Here is a 23,307-nt window from a genome sequence, read left to right as displayed (position 1 = left end):
CTGATGAGCCTGATGAGTCACGACCCGACCAAAGCCGTCTTGATCGTCAACGGCGCGAAAGCCGACGCGGACGCGGCCGCCGCGCTGCACGAACGGGTCGCGCACGCGTTCGCCGAGGCGGGCTGGCCCAAGCCGGATCTCGCCATGACCACCCCCGACGATCCCGGCACCGGGCCGGCCCGCGCGGCGGTGCGGGCAGGCGCCGGCCTGGTGGTCGCGTGCGGCGGCGACGGCACGGTCAACGCGGTCGCCGAGGCGCTGGCAGGCACCGGCGTCGTGCTCGGAGTGCTGCCGCTGGGCACCGGCAATCTGCTGGCCGGGCACCTGGGCGTGCCGGACTCGCTCGACGAGGCGGTCGCGCTGCTCACCGGTGGGACCGATCGCCGCCTCGACCTCGGCTCGACCGGCGAGCGGGTGTTCGTCGGGATGGCGGGGCTCGGCCTCGACGCGGCGATGATCGCGGACTCGTCCGAGCAACTCAAGGCACGTATCGGGTGGCTCGCCTACGTGCCCTCGATCGCGCGGCACCTGCGCGACCGCGGCAGGAGGGTCTCGCTGCGCGTCGACGGCCGCCGGGTGCGGCACTCCGGCGTCAAGGCGCTGATCGTCGGCAACTTCGGCCGGCTGCACGGCGGGATCGACCTGATGCCGGACGCCGCGCCGGACGACGGCCTGCTCGACGTCGTCGTGCTGGAGCCCTCCGGGCGCCTGTCCGGCTGGGCCGCGGTCCTCGTGCGGCTGCTGACCCGCCGCGACGGACAGAACATCAGCCGCTACCAGGGCCGCCGGATCGAGGTGCGCACGCGCAGGCCGGTGCCGCTGGAACTGGACGGCGACGCGTACCGCACCGCGAACACGCTCTCGGTTCAGGTCGAGCCGGGCGCGTTGACCGTGCGGGCACCGGCGCGAGAGCCGTCCGGGCGTCCGGCAGAGGGGGAATGAACACCTGTGAGCACCGCGACGAAGGTCGCGCAGACCCGGCTGATGTCAGGGGACGAACTATCCGCCGACGACGCGTGGTCGACGCTGCGGCGCGCGGGCGTCAAGGCCGTCGGGCGCGACGCGTTCATCCGATTCCGTTACGCCGACGGGTTCAGCCACGCGCGGGCCCTGGCGCTACAGGTCTGCCTGAGCGTCATCCCGGCGGTCATCGCGTTCGTCGGCCTGTCCGCGATGCTGCACCACGAGGGCGGCGGGCAGGCGCTCGAAGGCATACTGGAACGCGTCACGCCCGGCGCGAGCCGGAAGATCGTGCGCGCGGCGCTGGAGACCGGCCGGGCTCGCGCGCAGGACGACAGCCTCGCGCTGTGGCTCGGCCTGGCGGCCGCGCTGGTGTCGATGGCGACCGCGATGGGGCAGATCGAGCGGGGCGCCAACCGCATCTACGGGGTCGAACGCGACCGGCCGTCGCTGCGCAAGTACGGCAACGCGTCGCTGCTGGTGCTGATCTCGGGGCTGCCGATGGCCGCGGGCATGATCGTGACGGTGGCGGGCGGCGCGGTGGGCGACTCGCTCGGGCAGGTGTACCACTGGTCGGCCGGCGAGCACACCGCGTGGCAGGTGGCGCGCTGGCCGGTGGGTGTGCTGCTGGCGCTGACCTCGGCCAGTGCGATCTTCCGGCGCGCGCCGCGCCGCCGCCAGCCCTCGCGCAGCTGGCTCGCCGTGGGGGCGGCCGTGAGCCTGGCGCTGTGGGCGGGGCTGAGCGCGCTGCTGGGCTGGTACGTCGGGGACGGCGGCGGCATCGGGGCGACCTACGGACCGCTGACCGCCGTGATCGCGCTGATGGTGTGGGCGAACCTGACCTCGATCGCGTTGTTCCTCGGGCTGGCCGCGGCGGCGCAACTGGAGGCGTGCCGCACCAGCACGCGCGCGCCGGTCCGACCCGACCCGGGCACCTGACCGGCCCGCCCGGATCACACGTCGGCTTGCGCCGACCGGCGGCGGGAGAACCGCCCGCGCCCGCCGACCCGCCGCCACAGCGCCGCCGCCAACTGCGCTTCCCTGCGGCGGCGCGCGGCATCGACGCGGCCTGACAGCCAGAGGCACAGCGCCGCGAGCGGCAGCTCCACGAAGACCGCCATGGCCAGGGCGACGAGGAACTGCGCGGTGTCCGGGGCGCTGAGCACGTCGAACCAGGCGTCGACGATGAGCAGCGTGCCGGCCATCGCGGCGGTCAGTTCGCTCTGCTCCCGGCGGCGCAGCGCGGACCATCCGGTGCGCAACAGCATGACGCACAGCAGCAGATCGAAGCCGGCCCACGACACGTCGTAATGCGCACTGCGCGCGCTGCTCGGCAGCACCACCGCCAGGCCCGCGATCCAGGGCAGCGTCAACATGCCCAGGACCAGCAGCAGCACACCGCACCAGCGCGGCACGGTCTTCGCGGGCAGCGGGAGTACCTGCGCGGGTTGCGGATCCGCCACGGCAGCACCTTATTCAGTCCGGGAGTCGGCGCCGGGGACCTCCGGCCTGGCACGCTGCGGATGCCCTTTCGCGCCCGCGCTAATCCGAGAGGGCGTTGAGCGATTACGGGGCTACCGCAGCGTGGCGGCGACCGTGACATCGAAACCGCCGTGTGCGCGCAGCACGAACCGCCGGTGTCCGCCGACGCGCGGGGAGTCGAGCCGACTGCGGCGCCCGGCGTCCCTCGCCGCGAAGCATATTCGGGTATGAGCATGCGCCGGCCGTGGCGCGCCGATGCCCCCTGCCCGGCCGCGGCAGACCGGGACTATCCTCGTACCGTGATCGGGTGGCGGCTGTTCGGTCCCCGCGGGATCCCGGGTCAGGCTCCTGCCGAACTGACCGTCCGAGCCCGTAAGGGCGCCTCGCTTGACGCGCTGCCGCGGCTCGAGCCGCGACTGTGGGCGTCGTTGTGCGAGGGGCTGCGCCGGCAGGCGACGGCGCGGCTGGTCGAAGTCGGCGAACGGCTCGGTGCGTCGCAGCTCTCCCCCGCCGGTTCCGAGGACCTGGCGACCCGCGACTACATGCTCGCCCTGGACGCCTACACGGCGGCCGGGAAGCTGCTGGACGAGGCGGCGACGCCCCCGGACTTCGCCGGGGTGCTGGTCCTGCTGGACATCGCCGCGCACCGGTTCGCGGCGGCGAACGCGAGGCACCAGGGCAAGCGCCCGCCGCATGTCCCGCGCCGCTGCTTCTACAACCCGCTGCACGGACCGGCCGCGCACGAGTCCGACCGGCCGCGCGGCAACGGCAGGAAGCGCTCCGCGGTGCGGGGCGCACCGCGCACGCGGCTGCCAGTGTGCGCCGGCTGCCTGCACCTGCTCCAGTCGAAACAGTCCCCTGACGTACTGGTCACCCCGGTCACCGTGCGCGCCGGGCGTGGGCGGGTCGCCGGGGTGCCCGTGCCGTACTACGCCGTACCCGCCGCGCAGTCCCTGTGGTCCGCGACGGGTTTCGGCTGCCTGCCCGGCTGCTCGGACGCCGACCTGGTGGCGCGGGTGCTGCGCGGCGAATCCCGCCGGGCGGCCGCGCCGCGGGCCGCTCCCCCTCGCTGAGCCGCCCGCGGCGCCCGCCTCGTCACTCCGTCCGCAGCGCGGTAGCCGTCCTGGTCCTGGCCGCCCAGCTCGCCGGCAGCAGGGCGCCGAGGATCGCGATGGCCGGTCCGCCGAGGCCGAGCAGGACCATCTCGGTGTGTCCGTACACGGCGAGGTACGACTGCGGCACGTTGGTGGCGGCCGCGTGCGCCATCACCGGCAGCACGTACCGGTGCACCGCGACCCCCGCCGGGACGCCCACGGCCCCGCCGATCAGGCCGATCAGCACGACCGAGCCGAGCACGAGCGTGATCGTCTGGCGCGGCGTCATGCCGACCGACTTGTAGACGCCCAGGTCGTGCACGCGCTCGCGGGTCTCCAGCACGGCCGCGTTGAGCACCGCGAGTCCGGCGACGGTCGCGAGCATCGCGGTGAGGATCGCGATCAGGCCGTCGAGGATCGGCAGCGTCGAATCGTGCCGGTCCAGCGCGTTGTCCTGTGCGTCGGCGCCGACCGGATGCAGCACCTTATTCAGGGACCTGACATACTGTGCGGGGTCGGTGCCCGGTTTCAGCTTCACCTCGTAGTTCCCGACGTGGGCGCTCGGATCCACCGCGGACAGGGTGCGCAGGTCGGTGATCACGTCGGTGCCGCCCTCGCGCAGGTAGAACACCTCCCCGACGATGCGCACCGGGACCTTTACGCCGTTGTCGGTCAGCGTGATCGTCGAGCCGACGGAGGCACCGGTGGCCTGGAGGAATCGGGTGGGGACCACGGCCTGGTCCGGCCCGGTGAACCAGGAGCCTGAGATAATCGGCGAGCTGTAGGCGGCGGCGCTGCCCTGAAGCAGCCTCACCGTCGTCGCGCCGGAGAGACCCGAAACCGCCGCCTGCGTGCTGCCGACACCGTAGTAGGACCGGGTGCCGGGCTGCGCGGCGATCGCGGCGGCGACGGTCGCCGGGTCGGGGGCCGCCGGGGCGCCGCCGACCGGCGCGACGTGCATGACGCTCTTGCCGCCGCGGCCGCCCGCGAAGTCCACGGACACCTGCGAGGCGCCGTCGCGCGACAGGCCGACCTGGATCTGCTGGAAGGAGGAGACCAGGCCGAGGGCGAAGGTGACCGCGGTCGCGCCGAAGACCACGGCGGCCGCGACCGCCAGGGCGCGGCCCGGCCGGGCGAAGGGCGCGCCGAGGCCGAGCGAGAACGCGCGCGGGAGCGGGGCGCGCCCCAGCAGGCGGCGCACCGTGCGCCCGCGTCCCGCTGTGGGGCTGCGGCCGATCGCGATCGCGTCGACCGCGCGCAGCCGTCCGGCCCGCAACGCCGGCGCGAACGCGGTGAGCGCGACCAGCGCGACGACGCCGACGGGCGCGGCGATGTCCACCCAGGCGGCGACCGACAGCGACGCCGTGCCGATCACCAGGTCCGTCTTGCGCAGCAGCGGCACCGCCAGCAGGTTGCCGAACAGCACGCCGAACCCGATCCCGAACGCCGAGGGGATCAGCGCCTGGGCGATGTAGGCGCGCACCACCTGTGCCGGGGTGAAACCCAGGGCCTTGAGCACGCCGATGCGCCGCAGCGACGCGCCGACGGCGCCGCTGACCACGTTGCCGATGATGATGACCGCCATCACCAGGCCGAGCACACCGAACGCGACGATGAAGGGCACGAACGGGGCGTTGCCGCGTTCCGCGTTGAGCTTCGCGGTCAGCCACGAGAGCGCTCCGGTGACCGCGGCGCCCGGCAGTCGCGCGGCCACGGCGGCCCGGTCGGCGTTCACCTGGGCGTCGGTGCCCGCGGCGGCGAAGCGGTACAGCATCTGATAGGCGGGAGCGGCCGCGCCCGGCCGCAGCGCCGCGATCTGACCGGGCACGACCCAGCCGTCGGCGGTGCCGGTGACCGACTTCGCGGCGCCGACGACCGTGAGGACCGCACCGCCGGACAGGTCGGGGAAGCTCAGCTTCATGCCGAGCGTCGGCTGCGGGCCGAAGAAGTCGGAGGACAGTACGATCTCGCCCGGCGCGGTGGCCCAGCGCCCCGAGGTCAGCGCCAGGTCGTCCAGCGGTCCGCCGGGCCCGGGTCGTTCGACCACCGTGAGCGGCGGCAGGTCCATGGTGCCGAACTGCCCGGCGTCCCCGGTCCCGTGATCGATGGTGACCTGCGGGTACGGGCCGCCGGACGCGATGACGCCGGGTAGGTGCGCCGTCGCGGCCACCTGGGCGGCGCTCGCCTTCGAGCCGTCGATCTGGAGCGCCAGGTGCGCGCCGTTCTGCTGGGCGAAGGCGTGCTCGAACGGCGCGCGCGAAGCCGTCAGCAGCGCGCCGGCCAGCACCGTGGCCGTGACCGCCATCATCGTGGACAGCACCATCACCAGCGTCTGCACTTTGCGGCGCGCGACACCGGCGCGCACCACGCGCCCCAACGCCCCGCCCCGGCCGCGCCGGGCTCGCGGTGCTTCTCGGCCGGGAACGTCCCCGGCGCGCACGGCCGCGCCGGCGCTTCCCCGCCTGCCGCGGCTCACCGCGCCGCTCCTTCCGGCACGACCGCGGCCGTGTCGGAGGCGATGCGCCCGTCGACGATCCGCACGGTGCGGGTGGCGCAGGACTGCGCGAGCGCGAGGTCGTGCGTCACCAGCAGCACGGTCTGCCCGTCCTGGTTCAGCTGGGTCAGCAGATCCCTCACTTCCCGCCCCGAGGCGGTGTCCAGCGCGCCCGTCGGCTCGTCGGCCAGCAGCAGCGCCGGGCGGTTGATCAGGGCCCTGGCCACGGCGGCGCGCTGGCGTTCGCCGCCGGAGAGCCGGCCGGGGTAGGCGTGGGCGTGCTCGGCGATGCCGAGCGTCTCCAGCAGCTGGTGCGCCCGGGTGCGCGAGAGCGCCCGCGGCAGCCCGGCGAGCTGGGCGGGCAGCAGCACGTTGTCCAGCACCGTCAGGTCGTCGAGCAGATTGAAGAACTGGAACACCATGCCGATGCGGGCTCTGCGATACTTCGCGGCCCCGGCTTCGCTCAGGCCGTCCACGCGCAGGCCGTCCACGGTGACCGTTCCGCGGGTCGGCCGGTCCAGGCCCGCGACCAGGTTGAGCAGGGTCGACTTGCCGCTGCCGGAGGGGCCGAGGATCGCCACCGCCTCGCCGCGCCGCACGCTGAACGACACCTCGTCCACCGCCGACGGCCCGTCCTGGTAGGTCTTGGTGACCTGGTGTAACTCGATCAACGCGGCGTCGTCCATCGCCGGCCTCTCCTTCATCTCGAAAACAACGGCTGGCAGTAGCCCGAAAGTCGACAGTGCTCGAAGATAAGGGCGCGGCGCCGGCCGCACGTCGGCCGCCGGAGCGAAATCGGGTACCGTCCTCGGCGCATGCCGGCCGGCGTCATCCCGTGGATGTATCCGAGGGATGTACCGGGGCGCGCACGCGGAGGGATGTGCGGCGGCCGGAGCGGCGCGAGAATGACCCGGTGACCACCGCCGACTTCACCCGGATCGCGGGCGGGCTGAGGCAGCGCGCCGCCGCGGCGCTGCGCCCCTCCCGGCCGCTGCCCGATCCGACCACCCGCGCCTGGGTCTTCGACGCGGTGCTCGCCACGGTCTTGACGGTGATGGCGCTCGCGGCGGTGGCCCGGCAGGGCCACGGCGTCGCGGTGGCGGTGGTTCCGGGGCCGGGCGGCGATCTCTACCAGGTGCGCCAGGAGACGGGGCTGGCGGTCTCGACGCTGCTGCTCTCGGTGGCCGGCACCACGCCGCTCGTGCTGCGCCGCCGCTACCCGACCACGGTGTTCTGGCTGGTGCTGCTGGCCACCATCGAGATCACGGACGCGCCGACCGTGCTGTTCGCCAGCAGTGTCATCGCCGCGTACAGCGCCGTCGCGTACAGCCCGTACCGCGCGCCGGCGATCGCGTCGCTGATGATCGTCGCGCTGATCGTGGCCACCCGGTCGGGTTCGGCGATCCCGCAGATACCCAACCGGCTCAGCCCGTTCGTCGTGCTGGTGCCGATCGCGTACGCGGGCAACTCGATCCGGCGGTGGCGGGCGCAGGCCGCCTCGACGCTGGCCCGGATGCGCGCGCTGGAACTCGGCCAGCAGGAGGCCACCCGGGAGGCGGTCGAGTCGGAGCGGGCCAGGATCGCGCGGGAACTGCACGACGTGGTCACCCACAACGTGAGCGTGATGGTGGTGCAGGCCGGGGCCGCGCGCAAGGTGATGGACCGCTCCCCCGCGCAGGCCACGCAGGCGCTGCTGGCCGTGGAGGCCAGCGGCCGCACCGCGATGGTCGAGCTGCGGCAGGTCATGGGCCTGCTGACCAGCGCCGCCGAGGAGCCGCAGGACGCCTGCCCGGACGCGCCGCAACCGGACCTGGAGCAGTTGGAGACGCTGGTCGCCAGGGTGCGCGCCACAGGCGTCCCGGTCACGCTCGCCTTCACCGGCGCGCCGCGTGCGCTGCCGCCGGGTGTGGGACTGGCCGCGTACCGGGTGGTGCAGGAGGCGTTGACGAACACGGTGAAGCACGCGGCCGGCGCCTCGGCCGCGGTCACCGTCGCGTACGGCGAGCAGGAACTGCGCGTCGAGATCGCGGACACCGGCGGGGTGCCGGGTGAGTCCGCGGCGACGGGTAACCGACGCGGGCTGCTCGGGCTGCGTGAACGCCTGGCGGTCTACGGCGGCACCCTGCACGCGGCGCACCGGCCGACCGGCGGCTACCGTGTCAGCGCCGTGATCCCGCTGGAGGAGTCGTGAGCGCGCCCGCGGCGGACGTGACCGCCGGGCCGGCGCTGCGCGTGCTGATCGCCGACGATCAGGCGCTTGTGCGCACCGGGTTCCGGATGATCCTCGCGGCCGACGGCATCGACGTGGTCGGTGAGGCGGCGAACGGGCACGAGGCGGTCGAGGCGGCGCGGCGGGTCCGGCCGGACGTGGTGCTGATGGACATCCGCATGCCGGAACTGGACGGGCTGGAGGCCACGCGCCGGATCCTCGGCGGCTTCGCCGGTCGCGGCACGGAGGGCGCACGGGGGACACAGGGCGCACAGGGGACACAGGGCGCACAGGGCACGCCGGACCCGCCGCGCATCATCATCCTGACGACCTTCGACCTGGACCGGTACGTGTACGAGGCGCTGAGCGCCGGAGCGAGCGGGTTCCTGCTCAAGGACGTCACGCCCGAGCATCTGGTCGGCGCGGTGCGGCTGGTGCGCTGCGGGGACGCGCTGCTCGCGCCGACGATCACCCGGCGGCTGGTCGAGCGTTTCGCCCGGCGCGACGCGGACGAAAGCGCACGCGCGCCTTATCGCACCGCGGCCGCGAGCAGGGTGGCGACTCTCACACCCCGCGAGCTGGAGGTGCTGGAGCAGCTCGGCAGGGGGCTGAGCAACGCCGAACTGGCCGCGCGGTTCCACCTGAGCGAGGCGACGGTCAAGACGCACGTGGCGCGGATCCTCGCGAAACTCCAGCTGCGCGACCGGGCGCAGGCGGTGGTCGTGGCGTATGAGAGCGGGCTGGTGCGTCCGGGCGCGCTGGAGGCGTAGCCGCGGCCCGAGCGGGTAGTCGGGCTCGCCGCCCGGGCGGGCGGACGGGTGCTGACGGCGCGGCGCCCGCCGGCGAGAACCGCGTGCGGAGGTGCGTACCGGTGCCGATTCTGGTCGGGACGGCGGGCTGGGCCGACAGCGATCTGATCGCCTCCGGCTGGTACCCGCCGCAGGCGCGCACCCCGGCCGGCCGGCTGCGGCACTACGCCGGGCTGTTCCCGCTGGCCGAGGCCGATTCGCCGTATTACGCGATCCCGAACACCGCCGTGGTACGCGGCTGGGCCGAGCACACGCCCGAGGGCTTCGTCATGGACGTCAAGGCGTACTCGCTGTTCACGGGCCACCGCACGCCGGTCGCGTCGCTGCCGCCCGAGCTGCGGGAACTGGCGGCGGGTCACGCGTGGATCCGGGGCGACGGCGCGCCGAAGGAGCTGCTCGACGAGACGTGGATCCGGTTTCATCAGGCGGTCGAGCCGCTGCGCGCGGCCGGGCGCCTCGGGCTCGTGGTACTTCAGTTCCCCGCGTCGTGCCGGCCGGGACCGCGCGGCGAGCGGATGGTCACCGAGGCGCTCTCGCGTTGCGCGCCGCTGGCGGCGGCGGTGGAGTTCCGGCACGGTTCCTGGCTGGACCCGCGGGACCGGGACCGCGCGCTCGGCCTGCTGCGAGAGCACGGCGCGGCGCTCGTGTGCGTGGACATGCCGCAGGAGCATCCCGGTGCGATGCCGCTGCTGCTCGCCGCGACCGCGGACACGGCGCTCGTCCGGCTGCACGGCCGCAGCGCGCAGTGGTCCGGCGGGGACAAGCGCGAGCGATACCGGCACGAATACACGGCGGCGGAACTCGACGACTGGGCGCGCCGCGCCCGTGAGCTTTCCCGGCTGGCCGGGTCGGTGCACGTGGTCTGCAACAACTGCTGCGGCGGCGCGGCCCAGCGCGCCGCCGCCGGGCTGCTCGACCGGCTGAGCGGCTGAGCGGCTGAGCGGCTGAGCGGATCGGCGTCTGCTGAGCTGAGCGCGCACGGGTTCCGCGATCTCGTCGGCGCCGACCCGTCCACGACCCGCGCGCCCGCGACCGGGAGTCCGAGCGCCCGTAAGCTGTCTGCATGAAGGACCCCCAGGCCGCGTACTGGGACGGCATCGGTGCCACGAAGACGTTCACCCACCCGCTGAATCCCGACTGGCTGGCGGGGTGGAGCCGCAACGCCCGGGTCCTGGACTACGGCTGCGGGTACGGCCGCGTCATGGCCGAGCTGAGCGCGCACGGGTTCCGCGATCTCGTCGGCGCGGACCCGTCCGCGGCCTTGATCGCGCGGGGGCGCCGGCTGCGGCCCGACCTGCGCTTCACAGTCCTGTCTTCGCCGGCGCTCGCCTACCCTTCGGGCAGCTTCGACCTCGTCGTGCTGTTCGCGGTGCTGACATGCGTCCCCGACGACGCCGCTCAGCGGGAGATCGTCACCGAACTGGATCGCGTGCTGGCACCCGGCGGGCTGCTCTACGTCAGCGATCTGCTCCTGCAGGACGACCCGCGGAACCGTGCCCGCTACGCCGCACACGCGCGACAGTCCGGTGCCCGGTACGGGGTGTTCGCAACCGGCGACGGCGCGGTGTGCCGACACCACGACGTCGCCTATCTGCGTGCCCTGCTGTCGGATTTCGAGCTCGTGGACGAGCTTCTGATCGATGTCGCGACCATGAACGGGAACCCGTCGCGAGCGGTGCAGCTGCTGGTACGCAAACGGTGAGGCCCGCGGGTGGCGGCTACGATCGGCGCGCGCTCGCGCCGCGGCCCGCGACCCGCGGCCCGCGGCAGTGCATCAGAGCGCTGCTGCGGGCGGCGAGTTCATCCGGATTGTCGAGGGCGGTGTCAGTGCGCTGTACAGCTCAGGTTCGGCAGAGTGCTCGGCGTGCTGCCGGTCCCGATCAGGCCGAACGTGGTCGATCCGCCCGGCGACAGGGCGCCGTTGTAGCTGAGGTTCGTCGCCGTGACCGCCGCGCCGGACTGGGTCTCGGTCGCGTTCCAGATCTGCGAGACGGTCTGTGAGCCGGGCCACGAATATCCGACGTTCCAGCCGCTGACCGCCTTCGTTCCGGAAGCGGTCACCGTGAAGCCCAGCTGGAAGCCGCCGCCCCACGAGTTGGTCACCGACCAGGTCGCCGTGCAGCCGCCGGAACCGCCCGAGGCGCTCGCCGAGGGCGAGGAGGACGGGGAGGACGACGGCGACGCGGAGGGCGACGCGCTCGGCGAGCTGGAGTGCGACGGGCTCGCGGAGGGTGAGGCCGAGGGCGAGGAGCCGCTGCCGTCGGTCAGCACGACCACCGACTCGGCCGGGATCGTCAGCGAGGTGCCGGAGAAGGTGCTGGTCGCGATCGTCGGCTTGGCCGCGCTGTAGGCGTATTCGGTCTCGGACAGGCTCGTGATCCCGAGGCTCGAGGTGCTGACCGTGTAAGCGTTCGATGGGTCGGCGTTGGCCAGCAGCACCGCGTACGAGCCGCCCGGCCGGCTGGAGGAGTATCCGTAGATGTTCGGCGTCGCGACGTTCAGGGTGCTGACCTTCGCCCCGCTGACGGCGAGCTTCGAGGCCAGCTGGTAGCCGTAGTACGGCGCGTACGGGGTGTCCATGGCCGGTTCGCCGGTGGTGGCGGAGGAGAACATGCCGAAGTCGGCGGTCTGGCTGCCGTAGTTGTGCACGTCCCACCAGTCCACGCTCTGCGCGCCGAAGGACAGCCACTCCAGGGCGTTGGCGGCCGCGAACAGCGCGCCGACCGGCTCCTCGTTCCACTCGTTCGCGGTCTGCGACATGTTCGTCTCGCCGACCACGAAGTACGCCTTGGGGTCGTAGGCCGACAGGGTGGACTTGACCTCGGCGGCCGCGGCCGGGATGTTGTCGACCAGCTCCATGATCGACTGCACGCTCTCGGTCGGCACCCCGTTGATCGGGTACCAGTGCACGTCGGCGCAGTCGATGTCGGCGGCGTCGGCCTGCAGGATGGTGCTGTTCCAGCTCTGCCAGTTGTCCACCCCGGAGCCGGGGGCCAGGCCGCCGTCCATGCCGTAGTCGTAGCAGATCTGCGCCTTCGGGTCGGCCGCCTTGATCGCCTGCATGTATGCCAGGCCGTTGCTCGCGTATGAGGCGGCGGTGTGCGCGCCGGTGTGGTTGTCGGTCTCCCAGGACCCGTAGTTCTCGTTGGCGATCTCCCACAGCGCCACGTTCTGTCCGGGGGTCGTCGCCGCCTGCTTCGCCCAGGCGCCCGCGCTGGCCGCGGTGTCGGAGCCGTAGTTGACCGTGACGAACTTCTGCCCGCCGCTGATCGAGTCGACCTGGCTGGAGTACTGCGCGAAGTCCACCGGCTGGGTCTGGCCCTTGGCGGTGTTGGTCTGCCAGAGGTACTCGTCCGCCCACGATCCGCCCGGGTAGCGGATCAGGCCGGTGTGCGCGGCGTTCAGGTCCGTGGAGATGGCCGGGTCGACGAAGTTGGTGTCCCAGGAGGCGGTGTTGACGCCCAGGGGTGTGAGGGACCCGGAGAGCACGGCGCTCGACGAACCCTGACTCGGCCCGGAGCAGGTGACCGCGGGCACCGGGTTGCCGGTGCCGTTGAAGGTGGCGTGGAAGCCCCAGGTCGTGCTCGCCCCCGGGGCGAGGGTGGCGTTGTAGCTGCCGCCGGGAGTCGCGGTGACCGTGGTCCCGTTCTGCACGACCGTGGCGCTGTACGGGCTGCCGGCGATGATCGCCTGGCCCGCCGTGAAGTTCCACGACACGGCCCAGGTGCTGATCGGGTAGGTGGAGTTGTTCGTCACCGTGACCGTGACGCCGAAGTCCGGCGGACTGTCGGACGGGGTCTGCCAGCCGATGCTGTAGGCCGCACTGCACGCCGCCCCGGTGTCGGCCGGGGCGCTCGCGGCGCCCACGGTCACCGCGGCGAGTGTGGCGCCCGCGGTCAGCGCGAGCGCCGCGGCGCCACTGCTCCAGCGCCTGTTCCTGATGCCCATGCAGGCCCCCTCCGGGGAAGGTCTCCGCCGCAACCGGTCCTGTACCGGTTAAGCGCGGTAACGGATGCTACGGCGGGCGCTCCATAAGTCAAGGACCTGCGAAACTTTCACACCCGGGCGGCCGGGCGGGCGACGGCGGCCAGGGCGCCGGCGGCCAGTATCACCACCGCGGCGCCGTATTCGCGGGCCGCCGGCAGCAGCCCGGCGTGCACGATCAGGAACCCTCCGACGACCGCGGGCAGCCCCATCGCCAGGTATGAGATCACGTAGACGGTGGAGAGCAGTCCGGAGCGCTCGTGCGGCGCGGCGAGCGGGACGACGGTGCGGATCGCGCCCTGGAAGCCCGCGCCGAAGCCGGCGCCGGCGATGACGGCTCCGACGAAGAACACCAGACCGGAGCGGGTCTCCATGCCCATCAGGGTGACAACCACGCCGACGGACAGCAGCAGCGCGCCGAGCAGCATCACCGTGCGCGGGAGCGCGCCGCGCAGCAGCAGCACCGCGAGCGCGCCGCTGGCGGCCAGGACGAACAGCGACAGTCCGCCGAGCACGGGTGAGTGCGAACCGGTCACCAGGGCGACGACCGCGGGGCCGACCGAGCCGTAGAACCCGGCCAGCGCCCACAGCGCGACCAGCACGGGCGCGGCCTTGAGCAGCGGGCCGCGCGCCGCGCTCGGCACGCCGAGTCGCGGGCGCAGCGAGGCCAGCGCGCCGTCTTCACGCGCCGAGGTCTCGCGCATCAGCGCCACGCCGGTCGCCTGCGCCGCGAACGCCGCGAACAGCACGAGGTAGACGAGGTGTTCGGGCGCGGGCAGGTAGCGCACCAGCACCCCGGAGAGCAGCGAACCGGTGGCGGTGCCGGCCAGCGGGGCGACGGCGTTGGTGATGGTGCCCTTCGCCCGGTGCAGGTCGAGCAGTCCCGCGCCGACCGCGCCGAGCGCGCCGCCGGTGGCGACGCCCTGCACGACGCGCCCGGCCATCAGTGCGCTGACGCTCCCGGCGGTGCTGAACACGAGCATGGATGCCGCCTGCAACGCGATGGCGGTGATGAGCACGGGGCGGCGCCCGACGTGGTCGGACAGCGAGCCGACGGTCAGCAGCGCGCCGAGCACGGCCAGCGCGTAGACGCCGAACACGGCCGTGGTGGTGATCGGCGAGAAGTGCCATTGGGCCTGGTAGCGCCCGTAGAGGGGCGTCGGGGCGCTGGACGCGGCGAGGAAGGTCACGACGATCGAGGTCTGGAGGTGGAACGCGGCACGGTCCGGCAGCGCTCTCAGCCGCCTTCGATCGGCGTGCCGGGCGGGCGTGGACGCGGCGCGGTGCGGCGCCTGTGCGGCGGTAGACGACTGTGCGGCGGCAGACGACTGTGTGGCGGTAGACGACTGTGTGGCGGTGGACATCGGACGCGGCTCCTCTGGCTGGTCGCGGTCGCTGGAACGGCGAAGCGGAACGGCGAAGAAGGGGGCGACGGGCGTCGTCGACGCTGACGGCCGTCCGGAAGACCGGGTCCGCATTGCCAGTCAGACCGGTCTGTCTGTTCCCAGAGCCTAGACAGACCGGTCTGGTATAGTCAAGGCATGGCCGCTGAAACCTCCGCCGCCGCGAACCGCGCCGCACGGCAGGCCACCGAGCACGCCCGCCTCTCGGCGCGCGAACGCCTGCTGGCCGCCGCGAACGAGCTGTTCTACGAGGAAGGCGTGAACACGGTCGGCATCGACCGGGTGATCGAACGCGCGGGCGTCGCGAAAGCGACGCTCTACAGCGCCTTCGGCAGCAAGGACGAGTTGATCCGCGCGTACCTCGAGCAGCGTTTCCAGGCGCGGCGCGAGCACACGCTCAGCGGGCTGAACCCCGTCGAGACCGCCCGCGAGAAACTCCTCGCGGTCTTCGACGTCCTGTCCGAGTCGTTCGCCAAGCCGCACTACCACGGCTGCGCGTTCGTCAACGCCGCCGCCGAGGCCCGGCCGGGCAGCCCCATCGAGACCGCCGTCGACGGATACCGCGGCTGGATGCGGGAGCTGCTGACACAGCTGGCCCGGGAGGCCGGCGCCGCCGACCCCGAACTGCTGGCCTGGCAGCTGCACCTGCTCTACGACGGTGCGAGCGTGTCCGCGCGCATGGACCACACCCCGCAGGCCGCCTCCCCGGCCAGGGCCGCCGCCGAGGCCCTGATCAGCGCGGCACTGGACTGACGCTCAGCGCGCCGCCGGCCGCCACGGGACGCGCGCCACGCCGCCGTGATGCGCGATCCGCAGCTTGGCCGGCACGTCGCCGCGTTCCGGGTGCCAGTGCGTGACCACGACCACGCCGGGCTCCACCAGGTCCAGGCCGTCGAACCAGGCGGTCAGGCGCGCGGCCGGCCGGGAGGTGATCGGGCTGGTGGCGGCGCGGTAGACGTCGTAGACCTCGCCGGTCTCCGCGGCGTTGTAGTCGTCGATGCTCCCGTGCGAGAGCACCAGGTAGCTGCCGGGCGCCAGCGCCGCGACGTAGCGGGCGACCAGGGTGTCCGGGTCGTCGCAGTCCGGGATGTGCGGCAGCACCGAGGCCATGATCAGGCCGAGCGGCCGGTCCAACCGCAGCAACTGCTCGACCTCGGACGCGCCGAGCACCGCCTCGGCGTGCCGGATGTCGGCGTGCAGGATCCGGGCCCGGTCGTTGTTCGCCAGCAGCGCCTCGCCCGCGTGCACCACGACCGGTTCGGCGTCGACGTAGACCACACGCGCGTCCGGGTTCAGCGCCTGCGCGACCTCGTGCACGTTCCCCGCGGTCGGCACGCCTGAGCCGAGATCGAGGAACTGGTCGATGCCTTCGCCGACCAGATAGCGCACGGCGCGGCGCACGAAGTCCCGGTTCGCCCGCGCGGCCGCGCGAACCCCGGGGAACGCGGACTCCGCCGCCTCCGCGGCTTCCCGGTCGGCCTCGAAGTTGTGGAACCCGCCCAGGTAGTAGTCATACATCCGGGCCGGGTTGGGACGATGCGGGTCCAGCTCGTGAGCGTGCAGCGTCCTCGCCTCCACACAGCGTCATCACGTCCACACGAGGCCATCTGCTTATCCACGACGCGCGGAAAGAAACGACCGTATTCGGGACCACAGTACTCGTTATACGCACCATGAGGCACAGCGAGCGCGTTGATCCTTATTGCGGCTGCGACCTGTGGCGAGGCTTCTCACAGTGCGATATCACCCGTTGACGTTGCGCGAGAGCGGCGGGCCGCGGTTCTCGCGAGCGTACGCGAACGGCCCGCAGGCTGCTTCCCCACCGGGCGGTCTCGGAAGGCCGCCGCGGCAGGGCACCGGGGACGATGCCGGTGAGCCTGCGGGCCGGGTGACTGCTGGTATTCGCCCGCCGCCGAGCCTGTCGAAGCGGGCGGGGCGGCTAGCGGACAGCCACCTCACGCGTCCTGACACTACTCAATTCAGGATCACCTCCCTTCGGTGTATGGACACGGTAAGCCGATCGCGCCGGTCCGGGCAAGAAGATTAATCTTGGGCCGGAAAGGACCGGTGATCGCTTTGACCGAAACCCTGGACGTACAGGTCCTGCGGGTCTTCGCCGACCGCGCCGGCGGACACGGCAACGAACTGGCCGTCGTCTTCGACGCGGCGCGGCTGCCGGCCGAGTCGGGGATCCGGCTGACCGCGCTCCTCGGCTTCAGCGAGAGCGTGTTCGTGGACGACGAGCCGCGGGCCGGGTTCCGCATCTTCACCCCGGCAGCCGAACTGCGCCTGGCCGGGCACCCCACCGTCGGCGTCGCGTGGGTACTCGGCGAGCGGGCCGGCGGCGCGGTGCCCGAGGTGCTGCGACCGCGCCTGGCCGCGCCCGTGGCCGCCTGGCGCGAGCAGGACGAGGGCGACTCCGTGGTGTGGTTCCGCGGCGCGATCGCGGATACTCCGCCGTGGCGGTTCGTGCGCCTCGACGATCCCGCCGAGGTCGACGCGCTCGAGGTCGAGGCCGCCGGGCAGCGCGCGCATCACCAGTTCTGGGCGTGGCTCGACGAGGCGGCCGGCCTGGTGCGGGCCCGCACGTTCGCCGGGGACGTCGCGGTGCCGGAGGACGAGGCGACCGGATCGGCCGCGATCCGGCTGGCCGACCTGCTGCGCCGGCCGATCACGGTGCGCCAGGGCCGCGGATCGGTGCTGCACGCGCGGCCCGCCGCCGAGCCGGGGTGGGCCGAAGTCGGCGGGCGCGTCGTGTCGGACGGCTGGCGCCGCGTCACGCTGTGACCGGACCCGCAGTCACTGATCCGCTCTGACTTATCCGCTCCGACTGACTCGCCGTCACTTACCAGCAGTCACTGATCCGCTGTCGCTGACGCGCCGTGAGTCGTGCGCCGACGCGGCGTCAGCAGCCCGGGCTGGTGGACTGCGTCGCGGTGGTGTCCCCGGAGGCCGCCTTGAGCGTGACCTGCTCGCCGCAGTAGGCGTCCACCGGGATCGACGCGCCGATCGAGTAGGCGGTCTTGCCGCTGAGCGTCCACGAGGCGGTGCGCTCGTCGCTCTTAACGCCGTTCTTCGTTCCCCAGTAGTCCACGGTGACGGTCACCTGGCCCGTGCCTGCGGTGTTCACCGAGAGGATCATCGCGACCTGATGCACCGTGGGGCTACCGCCGAGCAGCTCGACGTGGATCGAGGTGACGCCCGCCGCGTTCGGCGGCGGGGGCGAGGTCGGCGGCGTGGTCACCGGGGTGACCGCGGAGTGCGTGGCAAGCGGCGTCGGCGACGCGGCCGGGTGCGCCTTCGCGGAGGCCGACGCGGCCGGATGCGCGCCCTGCGACTGCGCCGCCGCGGGATGCCCGGCGGGCGCAGAGCCCAGGTGCAGGCTGCTGACCGCCCACCAGGACAGCGCCGCGACCGCGCCGAGGATGCCCACCGCCTGCACGACCATGCCCGCGTGCGGTCCGCGCCGGTCGGGGTGCCCGCCCGGATCGGTCTGCGGCTCACCGCCGGGTATGTCGCTGCCGGGCCCGGCCCACGCGACCGGGTGGGAGAAGGGAGGCCCCGCGGCGGCCGGCCCCGCGGAGCCCGGCTCGGCTGCGCCCGGCACGCCGGCCGGCTCCGCCGGCGCATGCGGCTGCGGCTGCTGCGGGCGCAGCAGCCGTTCCAGTTCGGGATCGAGCGTGTCGGGCAGCGGCGCGGGCTGCTGCGGCTGCTGCGGCCAGGACTCGAACGGCGGCGCGGCCGCGGGCGTCGGCGGCGCCGAGGCTGACGGCCGCGGCGGCGACTGCGGGACGTCGAACTCGTAGGCGGGCCGGCGGTGCCGCCCGGAGTTGGCCAGCGGGTCGACGATCGCGGTCGCCGGCACCGAGCCGAACGCGGCGGCGACCCGCGGCGGCGGCTGCGGCGGGCCCTGGGTCACCGCGGACGGCGGGTTGGCACCCGGGTGCGGCGTGGACGGTGCGAACTGGTCGAGGATGCGCGCCCCGGCCGAGGCTATCCGGGCCAGGTCGGCGGACAGATGGGCCTGGTGGTTGAGCGTCCAGTCCAGGTCCACGTCGTCGAGCACCGGACGCCACCAGTCCAGCGCGAAACCGGCCTGCGCGAGCAGCGCCTGCACCTGGCCTTCCCACGGAGACTGCGCATCGGCGGGCTCACCGGCCAGCTGACCGAGGCGCGCGGCGACACCGGACAACTGGTCGAGTGCCACCCGGGCGTCCGCGTCGGTGCGCGGCAACGCCCAGCGCAGGCCGAGCAGGGCCTGGACGAGTTCGTCGCGCGGGTCCGTCGGCCGGTCCGGACCCGGCGTGCTCCAATCGGCGCTCACCCCTGGTTCGTACCCACGCTTCCTGATACGCAGTGCTGCCGGGTGGTTACGATTTCGTGTTCTTGTTCGCGACCATTAAACCAAACCCGCGCGCCGCAGCGCATCAGCCAGCGCGGTATCCGGCGAACCGCCGCCACCGGCCGCGCCGCGGCCGCGTTCCCCGCGCCTGTGCTCGTCCCGGCCGCCACCTGCAGGGTTCTGATCGCGCCGCGGGCCCTCGCGCCGCTCCTGCGGCCCGCGCCCGCCGCCGCGCGGCGGCTGCGGCTCGTCGTCGAGGCGCAGCGTCAGCGAGATGCGCTGCCGCGGCAGGTCCACGTCCAGCACCTTGACCCGCACCACGTCCCCGGGCTTGACCACCTCGCGCGGGTCCTTGACGAAGTTCTTCGACATCGCCGAGACGTGTACGAGCCCGTCCTGGTGCACGCCCACGTCGACGAACGCGCCGAACGCGGCGACGTTGGTCACCACGCCCTCCAGCAGCATGCCCGGCTGGAGATCGGAGGGCTTCTCCACACCCTCCTTGAACACGGCGGTGCGGAACGCCGGTCGCGGGTCGCGGCCCGGCTTCTCCAGTTCCCTGAGGATGTCGGTGACCGTCGGCAGGCCGAAGGTGTCGTCGACGAAGTCGGCCGGCTTGAGCGAACGCAGCGCGGCCGAGTTCCCGATCAGCGCCTTGATCTCCTGTTTCGTGGAGGTAAGGATCCTGCGCACGACCGGGTACGCCTCCGGGTGCACCGCGGAGGCGTCCAGCGGGTCGTCGCCGCCGGGGATGCGCAGGAAGCCGGCGCACTGCTCGAATGCCTTCGGGCCGAGCCTGGAGACGGTCTTGAGCGCGGCCCGGGTGTGGAACGGGCCGTTGGCGTCGCGGTGCGCGACGATGTTCTCGGCGAGGCTTTCGCCGATGCCGGACACCCGCGCCAGCAGCGGCACCGAGGCGGTGTTCACGTCCACGCCGACCGCGTTGACGCAGTCCTCGACGACGGCGTCGAGGGAGCGGGAGAGCTTGAATTCGGACAGGTCGTGCTGGTACTGGCCGACGCCGATCGACTTCGGGTCGATCTTCACCAGCTCGGCCAGCGGGTCCTGCAGGCGCCGCGCGATGGAGACCGCGCCGCGCAGCGAGACGTCCAGCTCCGGCAGTTCGCGCGACGCGTACGCGGAGGCCGAGTAGACCGAGGCACCGGCCTCGGAGACGAGCACCTTGGTCAGCTTGAGCTCGGGGTGGCGGGCGATCAGGTCCACGGCCAGCTTGTCCGTCTCCCGCGAGGCGGTGCCGTTTCCGATGGCGATCAGGTCGACCCGGTGCTGCGCGGCCAGCTTCGCCAGGGTCGCGATCGACTCGTCCCAGCGCTGCTGCGGCACGTGCGGGTAGATCGCGGTGGTGGCCAGGACCTTGCCGGTGGCGTCCACGACGGCGACTTTGACTCCGGTGCGGAAGCCGGGGTCCAGGCCCATCGTGGCGCGCGTTCCGGCCGGCGCGGCGAGCAGCAGGTCGCGCAGGTTGGTCGCGAAGACGCGCACCGCCTCGTCCTCGGCCGCCTGCCACAGCCGCATCCGCAGGTCGATGCCGAGGCGCACCAGGATGCGCGTGCGCCAAGCCCAGCGCACCGTGTCCAGCAGCCAGCGGTCCGCGGGCCGGCCCTGGTCGGCGATGTCGAAGCGGGCTGCGATGCGCACCTCGTAGCCGGTGCGCGGTGTCACGTTCTGAGCCGGCGCGGCCGCGGGGTCGCTCTCCTCCGGTTCGAGGACGAGGTCGAGCACCTCCTCCTTCTCGCCGCGCAGCAGGGCGAGCACCCGGTGCGACGGCAGCGTGGTGAAGGGTTCGGCGAACTCGAAGTAGTCGGAGAACTTCGCGCCCGCGTCCTGCTTGCCCTCGCGTACCGTCGAGACGATCCGGCCGCGCTCCCACATCCGCTCGCGCAGGTCGCCGATCAGGTCGGCGTCCTCGGCGAAGCGCTCGACCAGGATCGCCCGCGCCCCGTCGAGCGCGGCGGCGGCGTCCGCGACGCCCTTGTCGGCGTCCACGTACTGCGCCGCGGCAGCCTGCGGGTCCTGCGACGGGTCGCCCAGCAGCAGGTCCGCCAGCGGTTCGAGGCCTGCTTCTCGGGCGATCTGCGCCTTGGTGCGGCGCTTGGGCTTGAACGGCAGGTAGATGTCCTCCAGCCGGGCCTTGGAGTCGGCCGCGAGGATCTGCGCCTGCAACGCGTCGTCGAGCTTGCCCTGGCTGCGGATCGACTCGAGGATCGCGGAGCGCCGCTCCTCCAGTTCACGCAGGTACCGCAGCCGCTCCTCCAGGGTGCGCAGCTGGGTGTCGTCGAGCGCGCCGGTGATCTCCTTGCGGTACCGGGCGATGAAGGGGACGGTCGCCCCGCCGTCCAACAAGTCCACCGCCGCCGCGACCTGGCGCTCCCGGACGCCCAATTCCTCGGCGATCCGCTGGTTGATCGGCACCGTCATCGTCTTCCGCCCTTGCCCGCCTGTCGACTGTCCCTCGCATCGTGCCGGGCCACCGTACCGGAAACGGGCACGGCCCACGTGCGACGCGGCGTAATCGCGTGGCGCGCCGCCGGGGCGGGCGGGCATGCTCCCCTTCATGGGTGAATACCAGGTCCGGCGGGTTCACGCCGACGAGTGGCGGGCGTTTCGCCAGATCCGGCTGGAGGCACTGAGCGACACACCGATCGGCTTCTCCGAGCGGTACGAGGACGCCCGCGCGAAGCCCGACGAGGTGTGGCGGGAGCGGGCCCGGCGCAGCGCCGAGGCACCGGACTCGGCCCTGTTCGCGGCCTTCGACGAGAACGGCCGGATCGTGGGCACGGCCGGAGCGTTCACGAAGCCGGACGGCGCCCTGACCGCCGGGCGGGAGCTGGTCGTCTACGGCGTCTACGTCACGCCCGCGCACCGCGGCCCGCGGTTCGCCGTGGCGCCGAGTCTCTTCGACGCGGTGATCCGCTGGGCACGCGAGACCGCGGGCGCGGAGGTGATCACGTTGTCGGTGCACGAACGCAACGAGCGGGCGCACGCCTTCTACCGCCGTTACGGCTTCGTCGACACGGGTGCCACCACGCCGTACGACCTCGACGAGACCGCGTCGCTGATCGAGATGCGGTTCGAAGGCTGATCGCGGCCGCCGCGCCCGACGAGACGTCACCGGCGCTCGGCGCAGCGTGACGATCCTGGCGGTTCCCGTCCAGGCGTGGACTTCGCCCCCTACACTGGATGCCCCGGCGTTCCGCGCCGGGCAAGGCACCGGGAGGGACGCAGTGGAGGGCTCGCCGCTCATCGAGAGCTTGCGCAAGGCGGTGGATGCCGCCCCGCAGGATGTGCCGCTGCGACTGCACCTGGCCGGCCTGCTGCTCGACGCGGGCTGCGGCGCGGAAGCCATCAGTCACCTCGGGCTGGTGCTCGCCGCGGACCCGACCTGTACCGAGGCGCTGGACCTGATGCAGCGCGCGGTCTCCGGCGGCGGCGCGATACGCCCGGCCGCGGCAGCCGCGGCCTGCTCCCCCGGCCCGGCCGCACCGGCTCCCCAGGCGCAGCGCGCCGGCGAACCCGACCTCGAAGCATTCGACTGGGAGGCGGCTGCCCGCGATCTCGGCGAGGCCCTGCCGCCGATGTTCCTCGACGGCGACGACGAGCAGCTGACCGAACCGGCGTTCGACGTGGAGGCCGTCAGCACCGTGCGACTGGACGACGTCGGCGGCATGGCCGAGGTCAAGAAGCGGCTGGAGGCCGCGTTCCTCGCGCCGCTGCGCAATCCGGAACTGCGCCGGCTCTACGGCAAGTCGCTCAAAGGCGGCCTGCTGCTCTACGGGCCGCCCGGCTGCGGCAAGACCTTCATCGCCCGCGCGATCGCCGGAGAACTCGGCGCGGCCTTCTTCTCGGTGACTCTCGCCGACGTGCTCGACATGTACATCGGGCAGAGCGAACGCAACCTGAGCGAGATCTTCGCGACCGCGCGGCGGCACGCCCCGTGTGTGCTGTTCCTCGACGAGGTCGACGCCATCGGGCAGCGCCGCAGCCAGCTGCGGTCCAACTCGCTGCGCGGGACCGTCAACCAGCTGCTGTCAGAGCTCGATGGTGTCGGCGCGCAGAACGACGGGGTTTTCGTGCTCGCGGCCACCAACGCGCCGTGGGACGTGGACGTGGCGCTGCGGCGCCCGGGCCGCCTGGACCGCACGGTGCTGGTGCTGCCCCCGGACCAGTGCGCGCGAGAGGCGATCCTGCGCCATCACCTCAAGGGCCGGCCGGTCGCGAAGATCGACCTGGCCGCGGCCGCGAAGCGCACCGAGGGCTACTCGGGCGCGGACCTGGCGCACGTGTGCGAGACCGCGGCCGAGCGGGCGCTGCTGGATTCCGCCGTTTCCGGTACGGTGCGGATGATCGAGATGCGGGACGTCGAGGCGGCTTTGCACGAGGTGCGTCCCTCGGCGGGACCGTGGCTGGAGTCGGCGCGCAACGTGGCGCTGTTCGCGAACGAGGCCGGCGCGTACGACGACCTGCTGGACTATCTCAAGAAGCGCAAGCTGCTATAGCTAGGACGGCGCG

General features: G+C 73.1%; 19 protein-coding genes. 11 read left to right on the top strand and 8 right to left on the bottom strand.

What is annotated here, in order from left to right; genetic code table 11:
- Nucleotides 1–3 precede the first annotated feature (3 nt).
- The gene (locus KGA66_RS08935) at nt 4–942 is read left to right on the top strand and encodes a diacylglycerol/lipid kinase family protein (RefSeq protein ID WP_211466601.1); all 939 of its coding nucleotides are present in this window, start codon (nt 4–6) and stop codon (nt 940–942) included.
- A 6-nt stretch (nt 943–948) separates the two neighbouring features.
- A complete protein-coding gene (locus tag KGA66_RS08930) occupies nt 949–1,899 on the top strand; it encodes a YihY/virulence factor BrkB family protein (protein ID WP_312886827.1) in 951 nt (316 codons plus the stop codon).
- A 14-nt stretch (nt 1,900–1,913) separates the two neighbouring features.
- Here KGA66_RS08930 and KGA66_RS08925 read toward each other — a convergent pair whose 3' ends face one another.
- Nucleotides 1,914–2,423: a hypothetical protein gene (locus KGA66_RS08925; protein WP_211466599.1), complete on the bottom strand. Its 510-nt coding sequence runs from the start codon at nt 2,421–2,423 to the stop codon at nt 1,914–1,916.
- A 318-nt stretch (nt 2,424–2,741) separates the two neighbouring features.
- Here KGA66_RS08925 and KGA66_RS08920 point away from each other — a divergent pair, with 318 nt between their 5' ends.
- Nucleotides 2,742–3,515, top strand: a complete 774-nt coding sequence (locus KGA66_RS08920) for a hypothetical protein (RefSeq protein ID WP_211466597.1) — start codon at nt 2,742–2,744, stop codon at nt 3,513–3,515.
- Nucleotides 3,516–3,537: 22 nt separating this feature from the next.
- On the opposite strand, the gene KGA66_RS08915 is transcribed toward KGA66_RS08920, so the two are convergent.
- Nucleotides 3,538–6,012: an ABC transporter permease gene (locus KGA66_RS08915; protein ID WP_211466595.1), complete on the bottom strand. Its 2,475-nt coding sequence runs from the start codon at nt 6,010–6,012 to the stop codon at nt 3,538–3,540.
- The gene (locus KGA66_RS08910; RefSeq protein ID WP_211466593.1) at nt 6,009–6,716 is read right to left on the bottom strand and encodes an ABC transporter ATP-binding protein; all 708 of its coding nucleotides are present in this window, start codon (nt 6,714–6,716) and stop codon (nt 6,009–6,011) included. Before KGA66_RS08910 ends, KGA66_RS08915 begins: the two co-directional genes overlap by 4 nt.
- Before the next feature lie 227 nt (nt 6,717–6,943).
- On the opposite strand from KGA66_RS08910, the gene KGA66_RS31515 reads away from it, so the two are divergent.
- The 4 genes from KGA66_RS31515 to KGA66_RS08890 all read left to right on the top strand — a co-directional run bounded on the left by KGA66_RS31515 (nt 6,944) and on the right by KGA66_RS08890 (nt 10,750).
- The gene (locus tag KGA66_RS31515) at nt 6,944–8,221 is read left to right on the top strand and encodes a sensor histidine kinase (protein WP_211466591.1); all 1,278 of its coding nucleotides are present in this window, start codon (nt 6,944–6,946) and stop codon (nt 8,219–8,221) included.
- A 17-nt stretch (nt 8,222–8,238) separates the two neighbouring features.
- Nucleotides 8,239–9,009, top strand: coding sequence for a response regulator (locus KGA66_RS08900; protein ID WP_211466620.1), 771 nt, complete (start codon nt 8,239–8,241; stop codon nt 9,007–9,009).
- Nucleotides 9,010–9,110: 101 nt separating this feature from the next.
- Entirely contained in the window at nt 9,111–9,980 is an 870-nt protein-coding gene (locus tag KGA66_RS08895) for a DUF72 domain-containing protein (protein ID WP_211466589.1), read from the top strand.
- Between the two features lie 131 nt (nt 9,981–10,111).
- The gene (locus KGA66_RS08890; RefSeq protein WP_211466587.1) at nt 10,112–10,750 is read left to right on the top strand and encodes a class I SAM-dependent methyltransferase; all 639 of its coding nucleotides are present in this window, start codon (nt 10,112–10,114) and stop codon (nt 10,748–10,750) included.
- A 122-nt stretch (nt 10,751–10,872) separates the two neighbouring features.
- On the opposite strand, the gene KGA66_RS08885 is transcribed toward KGA66_RS08890, so the two are convergent.
- Together KGA66_RS08885 and KGA66_RS08880 are read right to left on the bottom strand one after the other, a co-directional pair.
- The gene (locus KGA66_RS08885) at nt 10,873–12,996 is read right to left on the bottom strand and encodes a cellulose binding domain-containing protein (RefSeq protein ID WP_211466585.1); all 2,124 of its coding nucleotides are present in this window, start codon (nt 12,994–12,996) and stop codon (nt 10,873–10,875) included.
- A 107-nt stretch (nt 12,997–13,103) separates the two neighbouring features.
- Nucleotides 13,104–14,396, bottom strand: a complete 1,293-nt coding sequence (locus tag KGA66_RS08880) for an MFS transporter (protein ID WP_211466583.1) — start codon at nt 14,394–14,396, stop codon at nt 13,104–13,106.
- Nucleotides 14,397–14,573: 177 nt separating this feature from the next.
- On the opposite strand from KGA66_RS08880, the gene KGA66_RS08875 reads away from it, so the two are divergent.
- Entirely contained in the window at nt 14,574–15,188 is a 615-nt protein-coding gene (locus tag KGA66_RS08875; RefSeq protein WP_211466581.1) for a TetR/AcrR family transcriptional regulator, read from the top strand.
- A gap of 3 nt (nt 15,189–15,191) precedes the next feature.
- Here KGA66_RS08875 and KGA66_RS08870 read toward each other — a convergent pair whose 3' ends face one another.
- The gene (locus tag KGA66_RS08870; RefSeq protein ID WP_211466579.1) at nt 15,192–16,013 is read right to left on the bottom strand and encodes an SAM-dependent methyltransferase; all 822 of its coding nucleotides are present in this window, start codon (nt 16,011–16,013) and stop codon (nt 15,192–15,194) included.
- Between the two features lie 489 nt (nt 16,014–16,502).
- Here KGA66_RS08870 and KGA66_RS08865 point away from each other — a divergent pair, with 489 nt between their 5' ends.
- Nucleotides 16,503–17,222, top strand: coding sequence for a PhzF family phenazine biosynthesis protein (locus tag KGA66_RS08865; protein ID WP_211466577.1), 720 nt, complete (start codon nt 16,503–16,505; stop codon nt 17,220–17,222).
- Between the two features lie 118 nt (nt 17,223–17,340).
- Here KGA66_RS08865 and KGA66_RS08860 read toward each other — a convergent pair whose 3' ends face one another.
- Nucleotides 17,341–18,759 carry a hypothetical protein gene (locus tag KGA66_RS08860; protein ID WP_211466575.1) on the bottom strand — a complete coding sequence of 473 codons (1,419 nt, stop codon included), beginning with the start codon at nt 18,757–18,759 and terminating at the stop codon, nt 17,341–17,343.
- 75 nt (nt 18,760–18,834) lie between these two features.
- Nucleotides 18,835–21,216 (bottom strand): Tex family protein, encoded by a 2,382-nt coding sequence (locus KGA66_RS08855; RefSeq protein ID WP_211466573.1) that lies wholly within the window; start codon nt 21,214–21,216, stop codon nt 18,835–18,837.
- Nucleotides 21,217–21,352: 136 nt separating this feature from the next.
- Here KGA66_RS08855 and KGA66_RS08850 point away from each other — a divergent pair, with 136 nt between their 5' ends.
- Nucleotides 21,353–21,880, top strand: a complete 528-nt coding sequence (locus KGA66_RS08850) for a GNAT family N-acetyltransferase (protein ID WP_211466571.1) — start codon at nt 21,353–21,355, stop codon at nt 21,878–21,880.
- Nucleotides 21,881–22,022: 142 nt separating this feature from the next.
- A complete protein-coding gene (locus KGA66_RS08845; protein WP_211466569.1) occupies nt 22,023–23,294 on the top strand; it encodes an ATP-binding protein in 1,272 nt (423 codons plus the stop codon).
- Nucleotides 23,295–23,307: the final 13 nt, after the last annotated feature.

Origin of the sequence: Actinocrinis puniceicyclus, from assembly GCF_018283645.1 — a bacterium.
Taxonomy (GTDB): domain Bacteria; phylum Actinomycetota; class Actinomycetes; order Streptomycetales; family Catenulisporaceae; genus Actinocrinis; species Actinocrinis puniceicyclus.
Note: the sequence above shows the minus strand (reverse complement) of the source record. Positions and strands in the feature narration are given on the sequence as shown.

Bases quoted from the DNA above. Each gene is read 5' to 3' on its own strand.
- KGA66_RS08935 (WP_211466601.1), top strand. From the start codon at position 4: ATGAGCCTGATGAGTCACGACCCGACCAAAGCCGTCTTGATCGTCAAC.
- KGA66_RS08910 (WP_211466593.1), bottom strand. From the start codon at position 6,716: ATGGACGACGCCGCGTTGATCGAGTTACACCAGGTCACCAAGACCTAC.
- KGA66_RS08890 (WP_211466587.1), top strand. From the start codon at position 10,112: ATGAAGGACCCCCAGGCCGCGTACTGGGACGGCATCGGTGCCACGAAG.
- KGA66_RS08885 (WP_211466585.1), bottom strand. From the start codon at position 12,996: ATGGGCATCAGGAACAGGCGCTGGAGCAGTGGCGCCGCGGCGCTCGCG.
- KGA66_RS08880 (WP_211466583.1), bottom strand. From the start codon at position 14,396: ATGTCCACCGCCACACAGTCGTCTACCGCCACACAGTCGTCTGCCGCC.
- KGA66_RS08875 (WP_211466581.1), top strand. From the start codon at position 14,574: ATGGCCGCTGAAACCTCCGCCGCCGCGAACCGCGCCGCACGGCAGGCC.
- KGA66_RS08855 (WP_211466573.1), bottom strand. From the start codon at position 21,216: ATGACGGTGCCGATCAACCAGCGGATCGCCGAGGAATTGGGCGTCCGG.
- KGA66_RS08850 (WP_211466571.1), top strand. From the start codon at position 21,353: ATGGGTGAATACCAGGTCCGGCGGGTTCACGCCGACGAGTGGCGGGCG.